Source organism: Rhodococcus sp. PAMC28707 (assembly GCF_004795915.1).
GTDB lineage: Bacteria > Actinomycetota > Actinomycetes > Mycobacteriales > Mycobacteriaceae > Rhodococcoides.
On record NZ_CP039253.1, the window covers coordinates 4,609,014 to 4,622,784 of the forward strand.

At 61.0% G+C, this 13,771-nt stretch carries 13 protein-coding genes and 1 pseudogene; 9 read left to right on the forward strand and 5 right to left on the reverse strand.

From position 1 onward, the window contains the following. Nucleotides 1-56 precede the first annotated feature (56 nt). The 4 genes and pseudogenes from E5720_RS21050 to E5720_RS21065 all read left to right on the forward strand — a co-directional run bounded on the left by E5720_RS21050 (nt 57) and on the right by E5720_RS21065 (nt 4,242). Nucleotides 57-1,463, forward strand: coding sequence for an LCP family protein (locus E5720_RS21050; protein WP_247596077.1), 1,407 nt, complete (start codon nt 57-59; stop codon nt 1,461-1,463). Nucleotides 1,464-1,529: 66 nt separating this feature from the next. Next, nucleotides 1,530-2,515: pseudogene (locus E5720_RS21055) on the forward strand (cytochrome c oxidase assembly protein). Nucleotides 2,516-3,007: 492 nt separating this feature from the next. Continuing rightward, nucleotides 3,008-3,478 (forward strand): nuclear transport factor 2 family protein, encoded by a 471-nt coding sequence (locus tag E5720_RS21060; protein WP_136172241.1) that lies wholly within the window; start codon nt 3,008-3,010, stop codon nt 3,476-3,478. Further along, nucleotides 3,475-4,242, forward strand: a complete 768-nt coding sequence (locus tag E5720_RS21065) for an SDR family oxidoreductase (RefSeq protein WP_247596078.1) — start codon at nt 3,475-3,477, stop codon at nt 4,240-4,242. The genes E5720_RS21060 and E5720_RS21065 overlap by 4 nt, the downstream gene beginning before the upstream one ends. Nucleotides 4,243-4,331: 89 nt before the next feature. On the opposite strand, the gene E5720_RS21070 is transcribed toward E5720_RS21065, so the two are convergent. Further along, nucleotides 4,332-5,405 carry an alkene reductase gene (locus E5720_RS21070; RefSeq protein ID WP_136172243.1) on the reverse strand — a complete coding sequence of 358 codons (1,074 nt, stop codon included), beginning with the start codon at nt 5,403-5,405 and terminating at the stop codon, nt 4,332-4,334. Nucleotides 5,406-5,692: 287 nt separating this feature from the next. On the opposite strand from E5720_RS21070, the gene E5720_RS21075 reads away from it, so the two are divergent. Beyond that, entirely contained in the window at nt 5,693-7,153 is a 1,461-nt protein-coding gene (locus tag E5720_RS21075) for an FAD-dependent oxidoreductase (RefSeq protein WP_247596369.1), read from the forward strand. Nucleotides 7,154-7,167: 14 nt separating this feature from the next. Here E5720_RS21075 and E5720_RS21080 read toward each other — a convergent pair whose 3' ends face one another. Continuing rightward, nucleotides 7,168-7,425: a hypothetical protein gene (locus E5720_RS21080; RefSeq protein ID WP_136172245.1), complete on the reverse strand. Its 258-nt coding sequence runs from the start codon at nt 7,423-7,425 to the stop codon at nt 7,168-7,170. 93 nt (nt 7,426-7,518) lie between these two features. Further along, nucleotides 7,519-7,647, reverse strand: coding sequence for a hypothetical protein (locus E5720_RS22325; protein WP_281727906.1), 129 nt, complete (start codon nt 7,645-7,647; stop codon nt 7,519-7,521). A gap of 203 nt (nt 7,648-7,850) precedes the next feature. Between E5720_RS22325 and E5720_RS21085 the strand changes: the two genes are divergently transcribed. The 3 genes from E5720_RS21085 to E5720_RS21090 all read left to right on the forward strand — a co-directional run bounded on the left by E5720_RS21085 (nt 7,851) and on the right by E5720_RS21090 (nt 10,215). Continuing rightward, a complete protein-coding gene (locus tag E5720_RS21085; RefSeq protein ID WP_136172246.1) occupies nt 7,851-8,537 on the forward strand; it encodes a HemK2/MTQ2 family protein methyltransferase in 687 nt (228 codons plus the stop codon). A 46-nt stretch (nt 8,538-8,583) separates the two neighbouring features. Further along, complete coding sequence (locus tag E5720_RS21790; RefSeq protein WP_168708398.1) at nt 8,584-8,727, forward strand: hypothetical protein; 144 nt, start codon at nt 8,584-8,586, stop codon at nt 8,725-8,727. A gap of 306 nt (nt 8,728-9,033) precedes the next feature. After that, nucleotides 9,034-10,215, forward strand: a complete 1,182-nt coding sequence (locus tag E5720_RS21090) for a zinc-dependent alcohol dehydrogenase (RefSeq protein WP_136172247.1) — start codon at nt 9,034-9,036, stop codon at nt 10,213-10,215. 30 nt (nt 10,216-10,245) lie between these two features. Here E5720_RS21090 and E5720_RS21095 read toward each other — a convergent pair whose 3' ends face one another. Beyond that, nucleotides 10,246-10,854: a TetR/AcrR family transcriptional regulator gene (locus tag E5720_RS21095; protein ID WP_136172248.1), complete on the reverse strand. Its 609-nt coding sequence runs from the start codon at nt 10,852-10,854 to the stop codon at nt 10,246-10,248. Next, entirely contained in the window at nt 10,851-12,362 is a 1,512-nt protein-coding gene (locus tag E5720_RS21100) for an MFS transporter (protein WP_136172249.1), read from the reverse strand. The genes E5720_RS21095 and E5720_RS21100 overlap by 4 nt, the downstream gene beginning before the upstream one ends. Before the next feature lie 183 nt (nt 12,363-12,545). Between E5720_RS21100 and E5720_RS21105 the strand changes: the two genes are divergently transcribed. Beyond that, nucleotides 12,546-13,763 carry an Nramp family divalent metal transporter gene (locus tag E5720_RS21105; RefSeq protein WP_136172250.1) on the forward strand — a complete coding sequence of 406 codons (1,218 nt, stop codon included), beginning with the start codon at nt 12,546-12,548 and terminating at the stop codon, nt 13,761-13,763. The last annotated feature ends 8 nt before the right edge of the window (nt 13,764-13,771 follow it).

Sequence of the window (13,771 nt, forward strand, 5' to 3'; positions counted from 1 at the left end):
CACTGTCACTGTTGATTTTCGCTGGCGTCGGCGCGGGGTGGATGATCAGCACCAGCGTGACCTCTCACCTGAACACCTCCGATGCCCTCAGCGCGCTCGGCGCGGATGCCTCGGGATCGAGCAGGGGCGACAGCAACATACTTCTTATCGGACTCGACAGTCGGAAAGCAATGGACGGCAGCGATTTGCCGGCCCAATTCGTCACCGACCAGCTACATGCTGGAGACAGTGACGTCGGCGGCTACAACACCAACACACTGATCTTGTTGCATGTTCCAGGGAATGGAGACCGCGCCAGCGCTGTGTCGATACCGCGAGACGATTATGTCTCGGTGCCCGGATACGGAATGCGCAAGATCAAGGAAGCCTATGGTCTCGCGAAGTTCGACGAAGATCAACGGCTGACGGCCAGCGGGATGACCGATCCTACTGCGCGAGAACAACAAGGACGAGAGGTCGGTCGACGCTCCACTCTGTCCACGGTTCAAAACCTCCTGCACGTTCCGATCGACCACTTCGCTGAGGTGAACCTCATGGGCTTCTATGACATCGCGGCCGCCCTGGGCCCGCTGAAAGTATGTCTGAATTCCTCCGTGGACGACTCCGAATATTCAGGAGCAAATTTCCCGGCAGGTAAACAATCCTTGGACGCGGCGCAAGTCTTGGCCTTTGTCCGCCAGCGTCATGGGCTCGACAACGGGGATCTCGATCGCACTCGACGGCAACAGGCGTTCATCTCTGCTGTGGTGAACAATCTCGAGTCCTCCGGGGTTGTCGGCAACATCTCGAAGATGCAGGCATTGACCGATGTGGTCGACAAGGACATCGTTATCGACGCGAACATGGATCCGGTCAAGTTCGCGTCACAAGCGGGCAACCTGACCGACGGCAAACTCGACTTCTACACGCTTCCAATCGAAAGCTACGAAACGATCGACGACCAGTCGGTCAACATCATCGACCCCGCAAGGTTGCGGGCCGAAGTGTCCGCACTGTTCGACGGTGCTTCGCCGGCGCCGATGAGTAGTCCGATCGCGGAGTCGACATTTGCCTTTCCTCCTGAACGGGCGGATGTGCTCGATATCCGCAACGGCACCGGCCGCGAGGGTCTGGCCGCCACTGTTGCCGCCAAGCTCACCGCTGAGGGATACACGGTCGACAGTGTCGGGAATTCCGAGTCGACAACCTCCACGACCATCGCCTACGGCGCCGATGCCGTCGACACCGCCGATAGCCTGGTCGATCAGTGGGGAACCACAGATTCGGCAGACGACACGCTTTCTCGCGACCACGTGTCGATCGTGTTGGGTTCCGCCGATGTCGACCGGATTCTCACTTCGCTCGTGCCCCCGCTTGCATCGCCTGCACCGACACCCGCCACCAGCGCCGTGATTCCTACGACGGGGGCCCAGGGAGCGCCCATGCATACCGACTCGGGGGACTCGATACCGTGCGTCGACTGACAGCCCATTTATGCAGTTCGGCGCGCACATCATCGTGTAACGGACCTGTAGGCGAATGGTGACCAGATGACATTCGTAGACACGCCCTTGACCGTCGCCTCGGCGCTCCAATCATGGCGATGGGATATACCCACAATCACAGTGGTTGCCGTCATCAGTGTCGGCTACTGGCGGGCGAGCTCCATTCGCTCGGATGGGGATCAAGTAGTCACAAACACTCGTCGTTTCACCTTTCTCCTGGTGGGCAGCTTCTCATGGCTTTTCGCTGCGGTCAGCTTCATCGGCGTATACGCGGACACCCTGTTCTGGGTTCGTGCATTGCAGGTCGTGCTGCTCCTGTTCGTCGTTCCGTTCGGTTTCGCGCTGGGAAAGCCGCTCACGGTGCTGCGCAACGCGCTCGACTCGCGTCGACGTGAGAAATTCGATGCCGCGATCCACAGCCGCCTCGCCCGGATTCTTACCTACCCAGCGACCACATCGATCATCATGCTCGCCACGCCGTGGCTCCTATATCTCACAAACTGGTACGTCGCAGTCTTGCAAAACAACGTCGTCGATCAGTTCACCCGACTATTGCTGGTCTTCATCGGGTTCGGTTATTTCTACTCGCGGTTGCAAGCAGATCCAGTACCTCGCAAGTTCTCCCAACTGATCTCGTTGGTCATCACCGCGGTGGAGGTAATCGGTGACGGAGTCCTCGGATCGTGATTTGGCTCGGACCCCAGATCGCTCCGGCTTACTACGGGATGCATGAACGTACGTGGGGACCGGACTGGGAAACCGATCAAATTATCGGTGCGGGGATTTTGTGGATACTCGGCGATGTCATCGGCATACCGTTCCTGTTGGCTTTGATGCGGGCTTTCAACCTCGACGACCGCGCAAGCGCCGCCGAAATCGACGCCCAACTCGACGCTGCGGAAGCCCTGGCCGCGGATGCCGCCGCCGCGGAATCTAGCGCCGATCCACATGAACCACTTGTTCCACCGCAGACCAAAGCATTGTGGTGGCAGAACGATCCGGAGCTGAAGGACCGCTTCCGTCACCGATGAGCACTCATCAGCCCGGTTGGGAGGTGCCGGCAATACCGGCGGCAATCCGTAAGTCGGACCCTGTCTCCACCTTGTCGGCCCATGAGGGGGATCGTTCGGGACCCGTAGGTTCGCGCAGAACCGGGTGGCTTCGATGTTGTTGCGGCGCAGTCCCGGTGCCGCCGCTCACGCTGCCTCCGTGGTTCGGCACGAGGGCGAGCGTAGTGTCTTCATCACGCGTCAGCGCAGCATGTTGCACACTGACGCCCCGAGCAGAACACAGAATTCGAGTGCCCTCGATTGCACCGTATCGGCAGTTGAATCGCAGGTCAGTGTGCTTGGCGGCCCCGAGCCATCTGCTCTGGTCGCGGTCATGTCGACTTCGTGACCGACGCGAGTGCGTCGTGGGCGCTCGTCACATGACGCAACTTCCGGGCTGGGTGTGCCGAATTAGCCCCAGTTCTTACTAGAACGTGTTCTCATTGGATCTCCAGCACTCGACAGGAGCATCTAGTGACGCGTGACGACGTCGCGGAAATCGAACAACTGAAATATCGGTACCTTCGGACCCTCGACTGCCGCAGATGGGACGAATTCGCAGAGACCCTGACCGAGGATGTCGTTGCCGAATACGGTGAGCACCTGCGGTTCACCTCACGCGATGATGTCCTGGCATTCATGCGTAGTGCGATGGTGCCGGGACTCATTACCGAGCATCGCGTGGACCACCCGGAGATCGTCGTCGAGGGCGACAGCGCCAGTGGGGTGTGGTACCTGTCCGACATGGTCATGCATCCCCAATATGGTGCCATCCTCAGAGGTGCAGCGTTCTACGACGACCGTTATCAGCGGGGCGAGGACGGCCGTTGGCGCATAGCACACACCGGTTACACCCGAACCTACGAATTCGCACACGAACTCACCAGCCTGCCCGGATTTCGGATGACGGCAAATCCATGGCAAGACGGAAGGACACAGTTGTGACCGAAAACCTCACTGGCAAGATCGCTTTGATCACCGGGGGCGGCCAAGGAATCGGACGGGGGGTCGCTCTGGAGTTCGCACGCGCGGGGGCCAAGTGCTTCCTCGTCGGCCGTACCCGCTCGAAACTCGAGGCTGTAGCCGAGGAAGTTGCGCAGGTGACCTCGGCTGCAGACGTAGCCGTCTACGAGGTGGACATCGCCTCGGACGGCGCCTGCGAGGCTGCTGTGAGCGCAGCAATGGAGACCTTCGGGGGCGTCGACATTCTGGTCAACAACGCGAACTCCGCCTTCCCGGTACCCCTCGACGAATCCGGCGACGACTTTTTCGACTACGCCCTGAGAACAGGACCACGTGCGGTACTGCGGCTGATGCGAGCCGTCCACCCATCGATGGTCGAGCGGGGTGGGGGAGTCATCATCACGATGATCACCTCGTCTGCAGTTCGTTGGGACACATCAGGATTCGGGGTCTACGCCGCCACCAAGGAAGCCATGCGGGTGCTGACTCGGACCGCCTCCAGTGAATGGGGACATGAAGGGATTCGCGCACATTGCGTTGCCCCGCATGCACTTACGCCTGCACTCGAGTGGTGGATCGAAAACAATCCGGAGGAAGCCGAGGAGTTCGTTCGGACGATCCCAATGGGGCGTATCGGCGATCCTGAACGCGACATCGGCCAAGCCGTTGCGTTTTTAGCCTCGGATTCCTCACGCTATCTGAGCGGCGCGGTCATCCCGTTGGACGGCGGTCAATCTCGCTGGTGATGCCAGTGTTCAACCCTCGTTGACCCCGTGTCCGTGAAATGCAAAGGCCCGCGCCCACTTTTCGGGTGCGGGCCATGTGCAACGTGTCGTCAGTGCTGCAATGCGGGGTAGTCCGTGTAACCTTCTGCGCCACCGGAATAGAAGGTGTTCTGATCAGGTGTATTCAAGGGCAGATCTTCGCGCCAACGGTATGCGAGATCAGGATTGGCGATGGCAGGCCGACCGACGACCACTGCATCGCCGATGTTGTCTGACAGAAGAGACAGCGCTTCCTCGCGGCTGGTGATCTCGCCGAATCCGCTGTTGACGAGCGTCGGACCACCGAAGGCCTGCCGCAACGTCTGGACGAGTTCCCCGGCCGGATTCTTGTGCAGGACACTGAGATACGAGAGACCTAGGGGTGCAATCCGATCGATGAGCGCCAGGTAGGTCGCCCGCACGTCGTCGGCGTCCTTCTCGTAGGCATCTTGGATGTTGTGTTCGGGAGAGATACGAATTCCGACTCGGCCTGCGCCGATTGCCTCGGCAACGGCCTCGACTACTTCAGCGACGAAGCGGGCCCTGTTCTCCGGTGATCCGCCGTAGGAATCTTCACGTCGATTCGACGACGGTGAGAGGAACTCGTGGAGCAAATAGCCGTTGGCACCGTGAATTTCGACGCCGTCCATACCAGCTGCGATCGCGTTCTTCGACGCCTGCACGAACTCCTCGATCACCGAGGGCAATTCATCGGTTCGCAGTGCGCGCGGAACCGGGTAGGACTGTTTGCCGTCGTAGGTGCGGGTTTCGCCTTCGATGGCAACCGCACTCGGCCCGACTACCTCGTGGCCGCCCGTTGTTCCCTCGTGTGTCACCCGGCCGGCGTGCATGACCTGGGACACGATCAGCCCTCCTTCGGAATGCACTGCGTCCGCGACGTTGCGCCAACCATCGATCTGCTCAGGGGTGACGAGCCCGGGCTGACCCGGGAAGCCCTGACCTGCATGAGACGGATACGTCCCTTCGGTCACGATGAGACCGAGCGAGGAACGCTGCTTGTAATGCTCGACCACCAGTGGGCCGGGAATTCCGTCTCGTCCTGACCGCACACGTGTCAGCGGCGCCATGACCAGCCTGTTTGCAAGCTTCAGTTCACCTAAGGTCAAGGGGGAAAACAACTTCACTGGTTCGGCTCTTTTCGTCGGCAGCATTGCGTTCTTCGTTCGAATTACTTACAGTCGCTAACCTTCGGAGATGGCGAGCTATTCCGAGTCGAGACGATCGTCACGCGTGACGTCGATTCAGAAAATCGGGCTACCGGCGCTACAGGTCTCGCGCCTGGCCTGAACGGCCGTGTGGATGTCGCGCGACCAGGCACACAGTCTCAGTCACCGGGAAATTTCACACTTCGAGAAGTTTTTGGACTGTACTGAATCTCGTGACGAGCACCGAATCGAACACCGACAGCCCGATCCGACCCATCCCCGAAGCGCAGGTGAGCGAGTGGGATTACGAAGCCGACGTCGTTGTCGCCGGCTTCGGTGTGGCCGGAGCCGCGGCCGCGGTCGGTGCGGCCCAGGCAGGCGCCGATGTCCTGGTGCTCGAACGCACCGGTGGATGGGGTGGCGCGGCCGCGATGGCCGGTGGCTTCATCTACATGGGTGGCGGAACACCTCTGCAGAAAGCCTGCGGATTCGACGACACCGTGGACAACATGAAGGCCTTCATGAAGGCTGCTTTGGGGCCCGGCGTCGATGAGGCCAAGATCGACGTCTATTGCGAGGAAAGCGTCGACCACTATCACTGGCTGGCCGATGACTGCGGAGTTCCGTTCAAGGAGAGCTTCTGGGGTGAACCGGGCTGGGAGCCCCCAGACGACGACGGTTTGCAGTACACCGGAGGGGAAAACGCGGCACCGTTCAATTCGATCATTCCGCCGGCGCCGCGAGGGCACGTCCCCCAGATGAAAGACAAACACGTCAGCTCCGAAAAGGGCGGCGGATACATGCTGATGAAGCCGCTGACCGACAAGGCTGCCGCCCTCGGAGTCAGATCCGAGTACGACATGCGGGTTCAGAGGCTGATCGTCGATACCGACGGACGGGTTGTAGGAGTCCAAGCCAAGCAATACGGCAAGACCGTTTCGGTCCGCGCACGTAACGGCGTGGTGTTGGCTACCGGCAGCTTCGCCTACAACAAGACGATGGTCGAGTCGTTCGCGCCCAAGTTGATCAATCGGCCGGCCGCGTCGATCGAAGAGCACGATGGACGCGCAATCCGCATGGCGCAGGCGATCGGTGCCGACCTCGCGCACATGGATGCCGCTGAAGTCGCATTTTTCAGTGACCCACAAATGTTCATCCGTGGAATATTGGTCAACGGACGAGGCCAGCGTTTCATCAACGAGGACACCTACCCGGGCCGTGTAGGTCAGGCTGTTCTGTTCGAAAACCTCAACGAGGCGTTCCTCGTCATCGACGAGGCCTCGTACGAGGTCGCGATGACTACGCAGACTTCGACCCCGCAGCTTCGGCGCCGACCCACCTGGGTCGCTGAGACGGTGGACGAGCTGGAGTCCGACATGGGATTGCCCGCAGGCGCTCTGCAGTCGACAGTCGAGCTGTACAACCGTCATGCCGTCAACGGTGAGGATCCCTTGCTGGGTAAGAAGACCGAATGGGTCAAGCCGATAGGCACTCCGATTGCTGCGATCGACCTGCGCGGCATGACGGGCGGGTTCACCCTGGGCGGACTGCGGACGACTACGGCCTCCGAGGTGCTCCACGTCTCCGGCGAACCGATCCCCGGCCTCTTCGCTGCAGGTCGCTGCACCGCAGGCGTCAGCGCGGGCGGCTACGCCAGCGGGGCGTCACTCGGCGACGGCAGCTTCTTCGGCCGTCGTGCCGGCCAGAGCGCGGCAAACGGGGGCTGAGGCACTTTGCTGCCTCAGCAACGAACTTTCGCGGTCACGATCAGGTACTCCCAGTCCATTGCTGCCCCTTCGTAGAATTGGCCGGCCAGCTCGATCGGTGAGGCGTCCATAGCCGCGACTGCGGCATGGTCGTCCGCGACCCGGTGGTACCTCGCGATCGTTGGTTCATAGTTCTTCTCGAAGTAGTGCGCGAAGTCCTCCGGCCGGGCGAACATGACGCCGACACAGGGCATCACAATGTCGAACTCGTTGCTCGCAGCGCGTTCGATCATCTGTATTCGACAAACGCGCGCCTGCGGGTGCAATCGAATAGTGATGTGAGCGGTCCCGAACGGCAGGGCATGTGCCCGGAGTTGGAGCTCCCATCAGAGGGAGGAGTCGAGGACGGTTGTGGTGTCGTCCAGCACCGCCGGCCACAGGCCCACCGAGTGATGGATCGATGAACCTTGCGACGGCCATGCGCTGTCGACTGCGCGGATGTGGGATGCATCCACGACCCGCACCGCGTATTTCCAACCGTCGGCCAGTACCGACCAGACAGCGTCGGCGTCGGTTGTGTCCCAGATGTCATACCCGAGATGATCAGCCGAACAGGGCTGTTTCGCCGATGGGTTCCCGGGAAAGATAGTCGTCTTGCTGGACGGGGTTTGCCTGCAGACAAGGCGGGGCACTCCCCAGTACCAATAGGGAGGTGCCGGTGACCGCTGCACGAGAGCGTTCGTTTCCATCCATCAGTGTCGACGACGGAGTTTATGCGCCGCAGGACGATTCGTTCTTGCTGTGCGCCGAGATTGCTACGCATACCGCAGTGGCGGGTGCCCGGGTGCTCGACTTGTGTACCGGGAGCGGAATTGCTGCGATCGAAGCTGCCAGTCGGGGCGCCCGGGAAGTTGTCGCGTATGACATCTCCAGCCGCGCAGTTGCCTGCGCACTGTCGAATGCCGATGCGAACGGCGTCAGCATCGACGCACGGGTGGGGACGCTTGTCGACGCGCAGCAAGACGCGCCGTTCGGTGTCATAGTCTCCAATCCGCCGTACGTACCCTCGCCTCGTGCTCCGGTCGGGATGGGTCTGCACCGTGCGTGGGACGCAGGAGACCGCGGCCGAGTGGTGTTGGATCTTCTGTGCAAGCATGCGTTCGATCTTCTGGTGCCGGGGGGAGCAGTGATCATGGTGCAGTCCGAACTCTGTGGGGTCGAGGATTCCCTCGATCGGCTGAGGGATACCGGCCTCGATGCCGAGGTGATACGCCGTCGAACGATCGACTTCGGGCCAGTTCTTCGTGAGCGTGCACCGTGGATGGAAGCGGTCGGCTTGATCGAGGCGGGATGTCGAAGCGAAGAACTGATTGTCATCGAAGGTCGTCGCCCAGCCGATTCCTGATCCGACATCAGGTTGCTTCACCACTATTTGGGGTAGTGGGTGCTACATGACAAAAAGCGACAACATCGAATCCGAGTCCACCGCGCCTAAAGGCGGTCGCCCCGGGCCGACGGACGAAGGCAAGAATGGCGGAATGGCTACTCGGGAGGTAGCTCCCGAAGTCGCCGAGGACAAGGGCCAGGACAGCTGACCACAGAGACGCCGGCGATTGCTGCAGAATCAGGTCTGCGTGTGTTTCGCACTGACGTCCTCGGGTATCAGAGACAGTGGCACTGAAGCAGATTGGCGCCTCGGAGTATACGAGCAGCCATGGTCTGGAGTACGAATGCCAAACGACGAAGCTACCGAATCCGTGATCTGGGTCGATCCGAGCCCACTGGACAGCTGGTGGGATCGAGTGATGAGTCAGAGCCCCGTCGCTCCGGCCGGCGGAAACTGATAGTCGGTTTGGCCGCTCGAAGGCCGACTTTTGCATGAAAAGCGAAGGAGTAGTCCCATGAAGGCAGTTACCTGGCACGGTAAGCGTGATGTTCGCGTCGACTCGGTTCCCGACCCCATCATCGAGAAGCCCACGGACGCCGTTATCGAGGTCACCTCGACGAACATCTGCGGCTCTGACCTGCACTTGTACGAAGTGCTGGGCGCTTTCATGAACCCAGGGGACATCTTGGGTCACGAGCCGATGGGCATTGTTCGTGAAGTCGGTAAGGAGGTTACCAACTTGGCTGTCGGTGACCGAGTAGTGATTCCTTTCCAGATCTCGTGCGGTAGCTGTTTCATGTGTGATCGCTCGTTGTACACACAATGCGAGACCACCCAGGTGCGCGAGCAGGGAATGGGTGCGGCACTGTTCGGTTTTTCCGAGCTGTACGGCAGTGTCCCAGGAGGACAGGCCGAGTATCTGCGCGTTCCTCAGGCACAGTTCACCCACATCAAAGTTCCATCTGTAGCACCCGATTCGCGGTACGTATACCTGTCGGACGTGCTTCCGACGGCGTGGCAGTCCGTTGTGTACGCCGACATCCCGCCGGGCGGTTCGGTGACGGTCCTCGGTCTCGGCCCCATCGGAGACATGGCTGCCCGCATCGCAACCCACCTCGGCTTCGACGTCATTGCGGTCGATCGAGTCCCCGAGCGGCTTGCCCGTGCGCAAGCCCGCGGAATTCGGACCGTCGATCTCGCCCAGCATGCGGGGGAACTCGGCGACGTGATTCGAGATCTCACCGACGGGCGCGGCACCGACTCGGTGATCGACGCTGTCGGGATGGAAGCACATGGTTCACCTGTGGCGAAGGCTGCGCAGCAGCTCACCGGTCTGCTGCCGGACTTTCTCGGTAAGCCGATGATGCAAAAGGCCGGAGTCGACAGACTCGATGCGGTGTACTCCGCCATTGACATCGTCCGTCGTGGGGGCACCATCTCACTGATCGGTGTCTATGGCGGGGTTGCCGATCCGCTTCCACTGCTCACCATGTTCGACAAGCAAATTCAGCTGCGCATGGGCCAGGCAAACGTGAAGCGGTGGGTGGACGACATCATGCCCCTGCTCGGTGACGACGATCCATTGGGTGTCGATTCGTTCGCAACCCATACCCTGCCTCTCGAGCAGGCCCCGCACGCGTACGAGATATTCCAGAAGAAGCAGGACGGCGCGGTCAAGGTAATTTTGAAGCCCTGAGTGGCTATGGTGGCGAGGGGGTTTCGTTGGTCAGACTCCAGACCGCGAAGAATCGTCGGGTGACAGCGTGTTCGCGTCCAAAAGAGACTCCAACAACCGGACTGTCAGTTGCACGACCTCGTTTTCGTCTGCACCCGCTAGCTCGTCGAGGGTTCCGGCTGCGCGTCCCAACGCGATTCCTGCCAGCACCGCCACTGCCATCTGGGCTCTCAGTCGTGGGGAGTCGAGACCTGCCTCCTCCATCCGATCTTGTATTCCCGCAGTGAGTTTGGCGTCGATCCGAGCTGTCGCTGCGATTTGAACCGCCGCATCGTCGTGCGCGCGAACGACCGCCTGCAGCACAGGGCTCGGACCCACCTGGTGAACACGCCGAATCGTTGCCTCGATCCGAGCGGGATCGAGCATGTCCGACAGGTGCGGATTTTCGTTTTCCGTCGGCAGGGTTTGGATATACAAGGCCGCCTTGCTCCCGAAGTAGCGGGCGATCAAGGCAGGATCAGCGCCCGCCTTCTCGCCGATTTCTCGGATCGTCGTTCGCTCATATCCACGTGCGCCGAACAGCTCTGTTGCAGCTTCGAGAAGATCCTGCTTGGTGCGGTCGGAGTCACGAACGCGGGCTACCGGGCGTGTCTCGGTCATCGTGAATCCTCACTCTGTCCTCTGCGGCTGGCGATGTCGTAGGCAAAGCTGCCGGTGGCAGCCGACTCGATGCTCTCGTCGACCAACCTGGCGGGCAGTCTTTCGGCGCGGCTGCCTCGATAGGACAGTGCAAAAGCCAAAATTGCCGTGCCCGTCCACAGGCCGATACCGACGATGGCGGTCGCTGTGTAGCCGGCGCTGTCCGGGAACGTCTGCCCGGGGGCCGTATATATCGCGAGCACGGTGGCGCTCAAAGCGCTGCCCACCGCGCCACCGACCGTGCGTGCAACTTGATTGACTCCTAGAGCGCTCCCTGTTTCGTGCGGTGGGACCGCGCTGACGATGAATGCCGGCATCGCGGCGAAGGTGAACCCGATCCCGAGGCCGGCTACCCCCATGAGTACGAATACGACCCATAGTTCATCTCGACCGAACAGGAACAGCGTGAGCGCGCCGGCGAAGGCCATCGCACCGATCGGCATGATCATCGATTTGCTGATCCACCGCTCGGCCAGCGGAAGGAGTCTGTTCGCGAACACACTCGTCAACGAGAAGGGCACGAGTACGAGACCAGCCACCATCGCCGACCGACCGAGTCCGTATCCGGTGTCGGACGGAGTTTGCACGAAGCGGATGACGGCCGATGACAGAACAAACATCCCGATACCGGCGAAAAGTCCGGTTACATCAGCAGTCAGGACTGCGGGTTTGGACAACAGCCGCAATTCCACGAGTGGGAACCGAGTCCGCAGCTCGTGGAAAGTCCAGCCGACGACGACTGCGAGGCCTACCGCCGCACATCCGATCGTCTGGAAGGAAGTCCAACCCCAGTAGCTGCCGGAGGTGAGTGCAATCAGCAACAGAGTGAGGCCGATTCCGAGGAGTACTGCCCCGACAATATCGAGCGGCTTGTGCGGTACGTGCCGACTGGAAGGAACCGATGTGATGCCACCGACCAACACGGCCAGCGATGCCGCAGATGCGACAACGAAGCAGGCGTGGTAGCCCCAGAAATGCGCAATTACCCCAGTCAAGGGGTAGCCGAGACCGATGCCCGCAACCGCGGTGACCGACAATGCCGCAACGGTGCGTTTGGCCTCGACCGGTGTCAGGTGATCGCGCGCTACCGCCATCGCGAGCGGCGCGAGCCCCAGCCCGACTCCTTGGAGGCCACGCCCGATGAGCAGGAGTGCGAGGTTGCTGGGGATCGCGGCCAGGACACAACCGATGAAGACTACGGACAGCGCTCCGATGATCACGGGTCGTCGGTGGGGACCGTCTCCGAGGCGGCCGAGGACCGGAACGGTAACGGCTCCTACCAGCATCGTTATCGTCAGCGTCCACTGGGCACTTGTGAACGAGACCGAGTATGCGTCGGCAACGGTTGGGATCAACGGGGCGCCGACGCTGCTGACGATCGCGACGACGGTACAAATTGCGGCTAGGACTGGTACGAACCCGCGAGGGGTCGCGAGCCGCTCCTCCGGTTTGTCATCAATCGATGTCATCGCTTGATGTTATACCGAGTTCGGCGCTCGGTCCGGACCCGAGTCGTATGTAGGTCGCCCTCGAACAAGGCAAAGGATCGGGTCGATCGAATAGTTCGGGTGACCGAACTATATTGTCAGCAATATGAAAAAAGCGGCGATCGGACTGGTGTGATAAGTCAGTCGCCCGCACCACGCCAGCCCGTGCGGTTGCCGTCACGGTTCAGAGCGGCCAGCATCTTGCTCGGTCCCGCTTTCGTTGCGGCGATCGCCTATGTCGATCCGGGGAATGTCGCCTCGAACGTCAGTGCGGGCGCGCAGTTCGGCTATCTACTGGTGTGGGTGATCGTGGCGGCGAATGTGATGGCCGGACTCGTGCAATTCCTGTCCGCGAAGCTCGGCATCGTCACCGGCATGACGCTTCCCGAGGTCGTCCGCTCGAAATCGAGTAGATCTGTGCGACTTGCATATTGGTCTCAAGCGGAGATCGTCGCCATGGCGACCGACCTCGCCGAGGTCGTCGGTGGTGCGATTGCACTGTATCTATTGTTCGACCTGCCACTTCTTGCCGGCGGCCTGATCACCGGGCTGGTGTCGATGATGTTGTTGTTGGTGCAGGATCGGCGTGGACAACGGCCGTTCGAGTTCGTGATCCTCGGGTTGCTTGCGGTCATTGCCATCGGCTTCCTCGCCAGCGTGTTCGTCGAACCCCCGTCGTTTTCGCAGGCCGCTGCGGGACTTGTCCCACGATTCGACGGTGTAGAAAGCGTGTTGCTCGCAGCAGCGATGCTGGGCGCAACGATCATGCCGCACGCGGTCTACCTCCACTCCGGACTCGCACGTGATCGCCACGGCAATCCCGAACCAGGACCGGTACGTCGGCGGCTGTTGCGGATCACCCGAGTAGACGTCGGATTGGCAATGCTGTTGGCCGGAGCCGTCAACATGTCGATGCTGCTCTTGGCGGCAACAACTCTCGGCGGACGCGATGGTGTCGACTCGATCGAGGGTGCCCACGCGGCGGTAGCGGAGACATTGGGTCCAGTGGTCGCGCTGCTGTTCGCGGTAGGGCTCCTTGCGTCGGGGCTCGCGTCGACTTCGGTGGGGGCGTATGCGGGCGCGATGATCATGGACGGCCTACTGCGCAAACGGATTCCGATTGTGCTGCGGCGAGTGGTGACGCTGGTGCCTGCACTCCTCATTCTTGCTGCTGGGATCGATCCCAGCCGCGCACTCGTCGTCTCCCAGGTCGTGTTGTCTTTCGGCATCCCGTTCGCATTGATCCCATTGGTGCGGTTCACTTCCGATCGAGTATTGATGGGACAGGATGTCAATCACCGGATCACGGCCTGTGCGGCGTGGCTCATCGCAGCCATCATCGTTGTTTTGAATGTGGCCCTGATCTATCTGACCGTGACATGAGATTGTGT

Excerpts from the sequence above, each read along its gene's own strand:
- E5720_RS21080 (WP_136172245.1), bottom strand. The coding sequence starts at position 7,425 with ATGATCGAACGCGCTGCGAGCAACGAGTTCGACATTGTGATGCCCTGT.
- E5720_RS21790 (WP_168708398.1), top strand. The coding sequence starts at position 8,584 with ATGACAAAAAGCGACAACATCGAATCCGAGTCCACCGCGCCTAAAGGC.
- E5720_RS21090 (WP_136172247.1), top strand. The coding sequence starts at position 9,034 with ATGAAGGCAGTTACCTGGCACGGTAAGCGTGATGTTCGCGTCGACTCG.
- E5720_RS21095 (WP_136172248.1), bottom strand. The coding sequence starts at position 10,854 with ATGACCGAGACACGCCCGGTAGCCCGCGTTCGTGACTCCGACCGCACC.
- E5720_RS21100 (WP_136172249.1), bottom strand. The coding sequence starts at position 12,362 with ATGACATCGATTGATGACAAACCGGAGGAGCGGCTCGCGACCCCTCGC.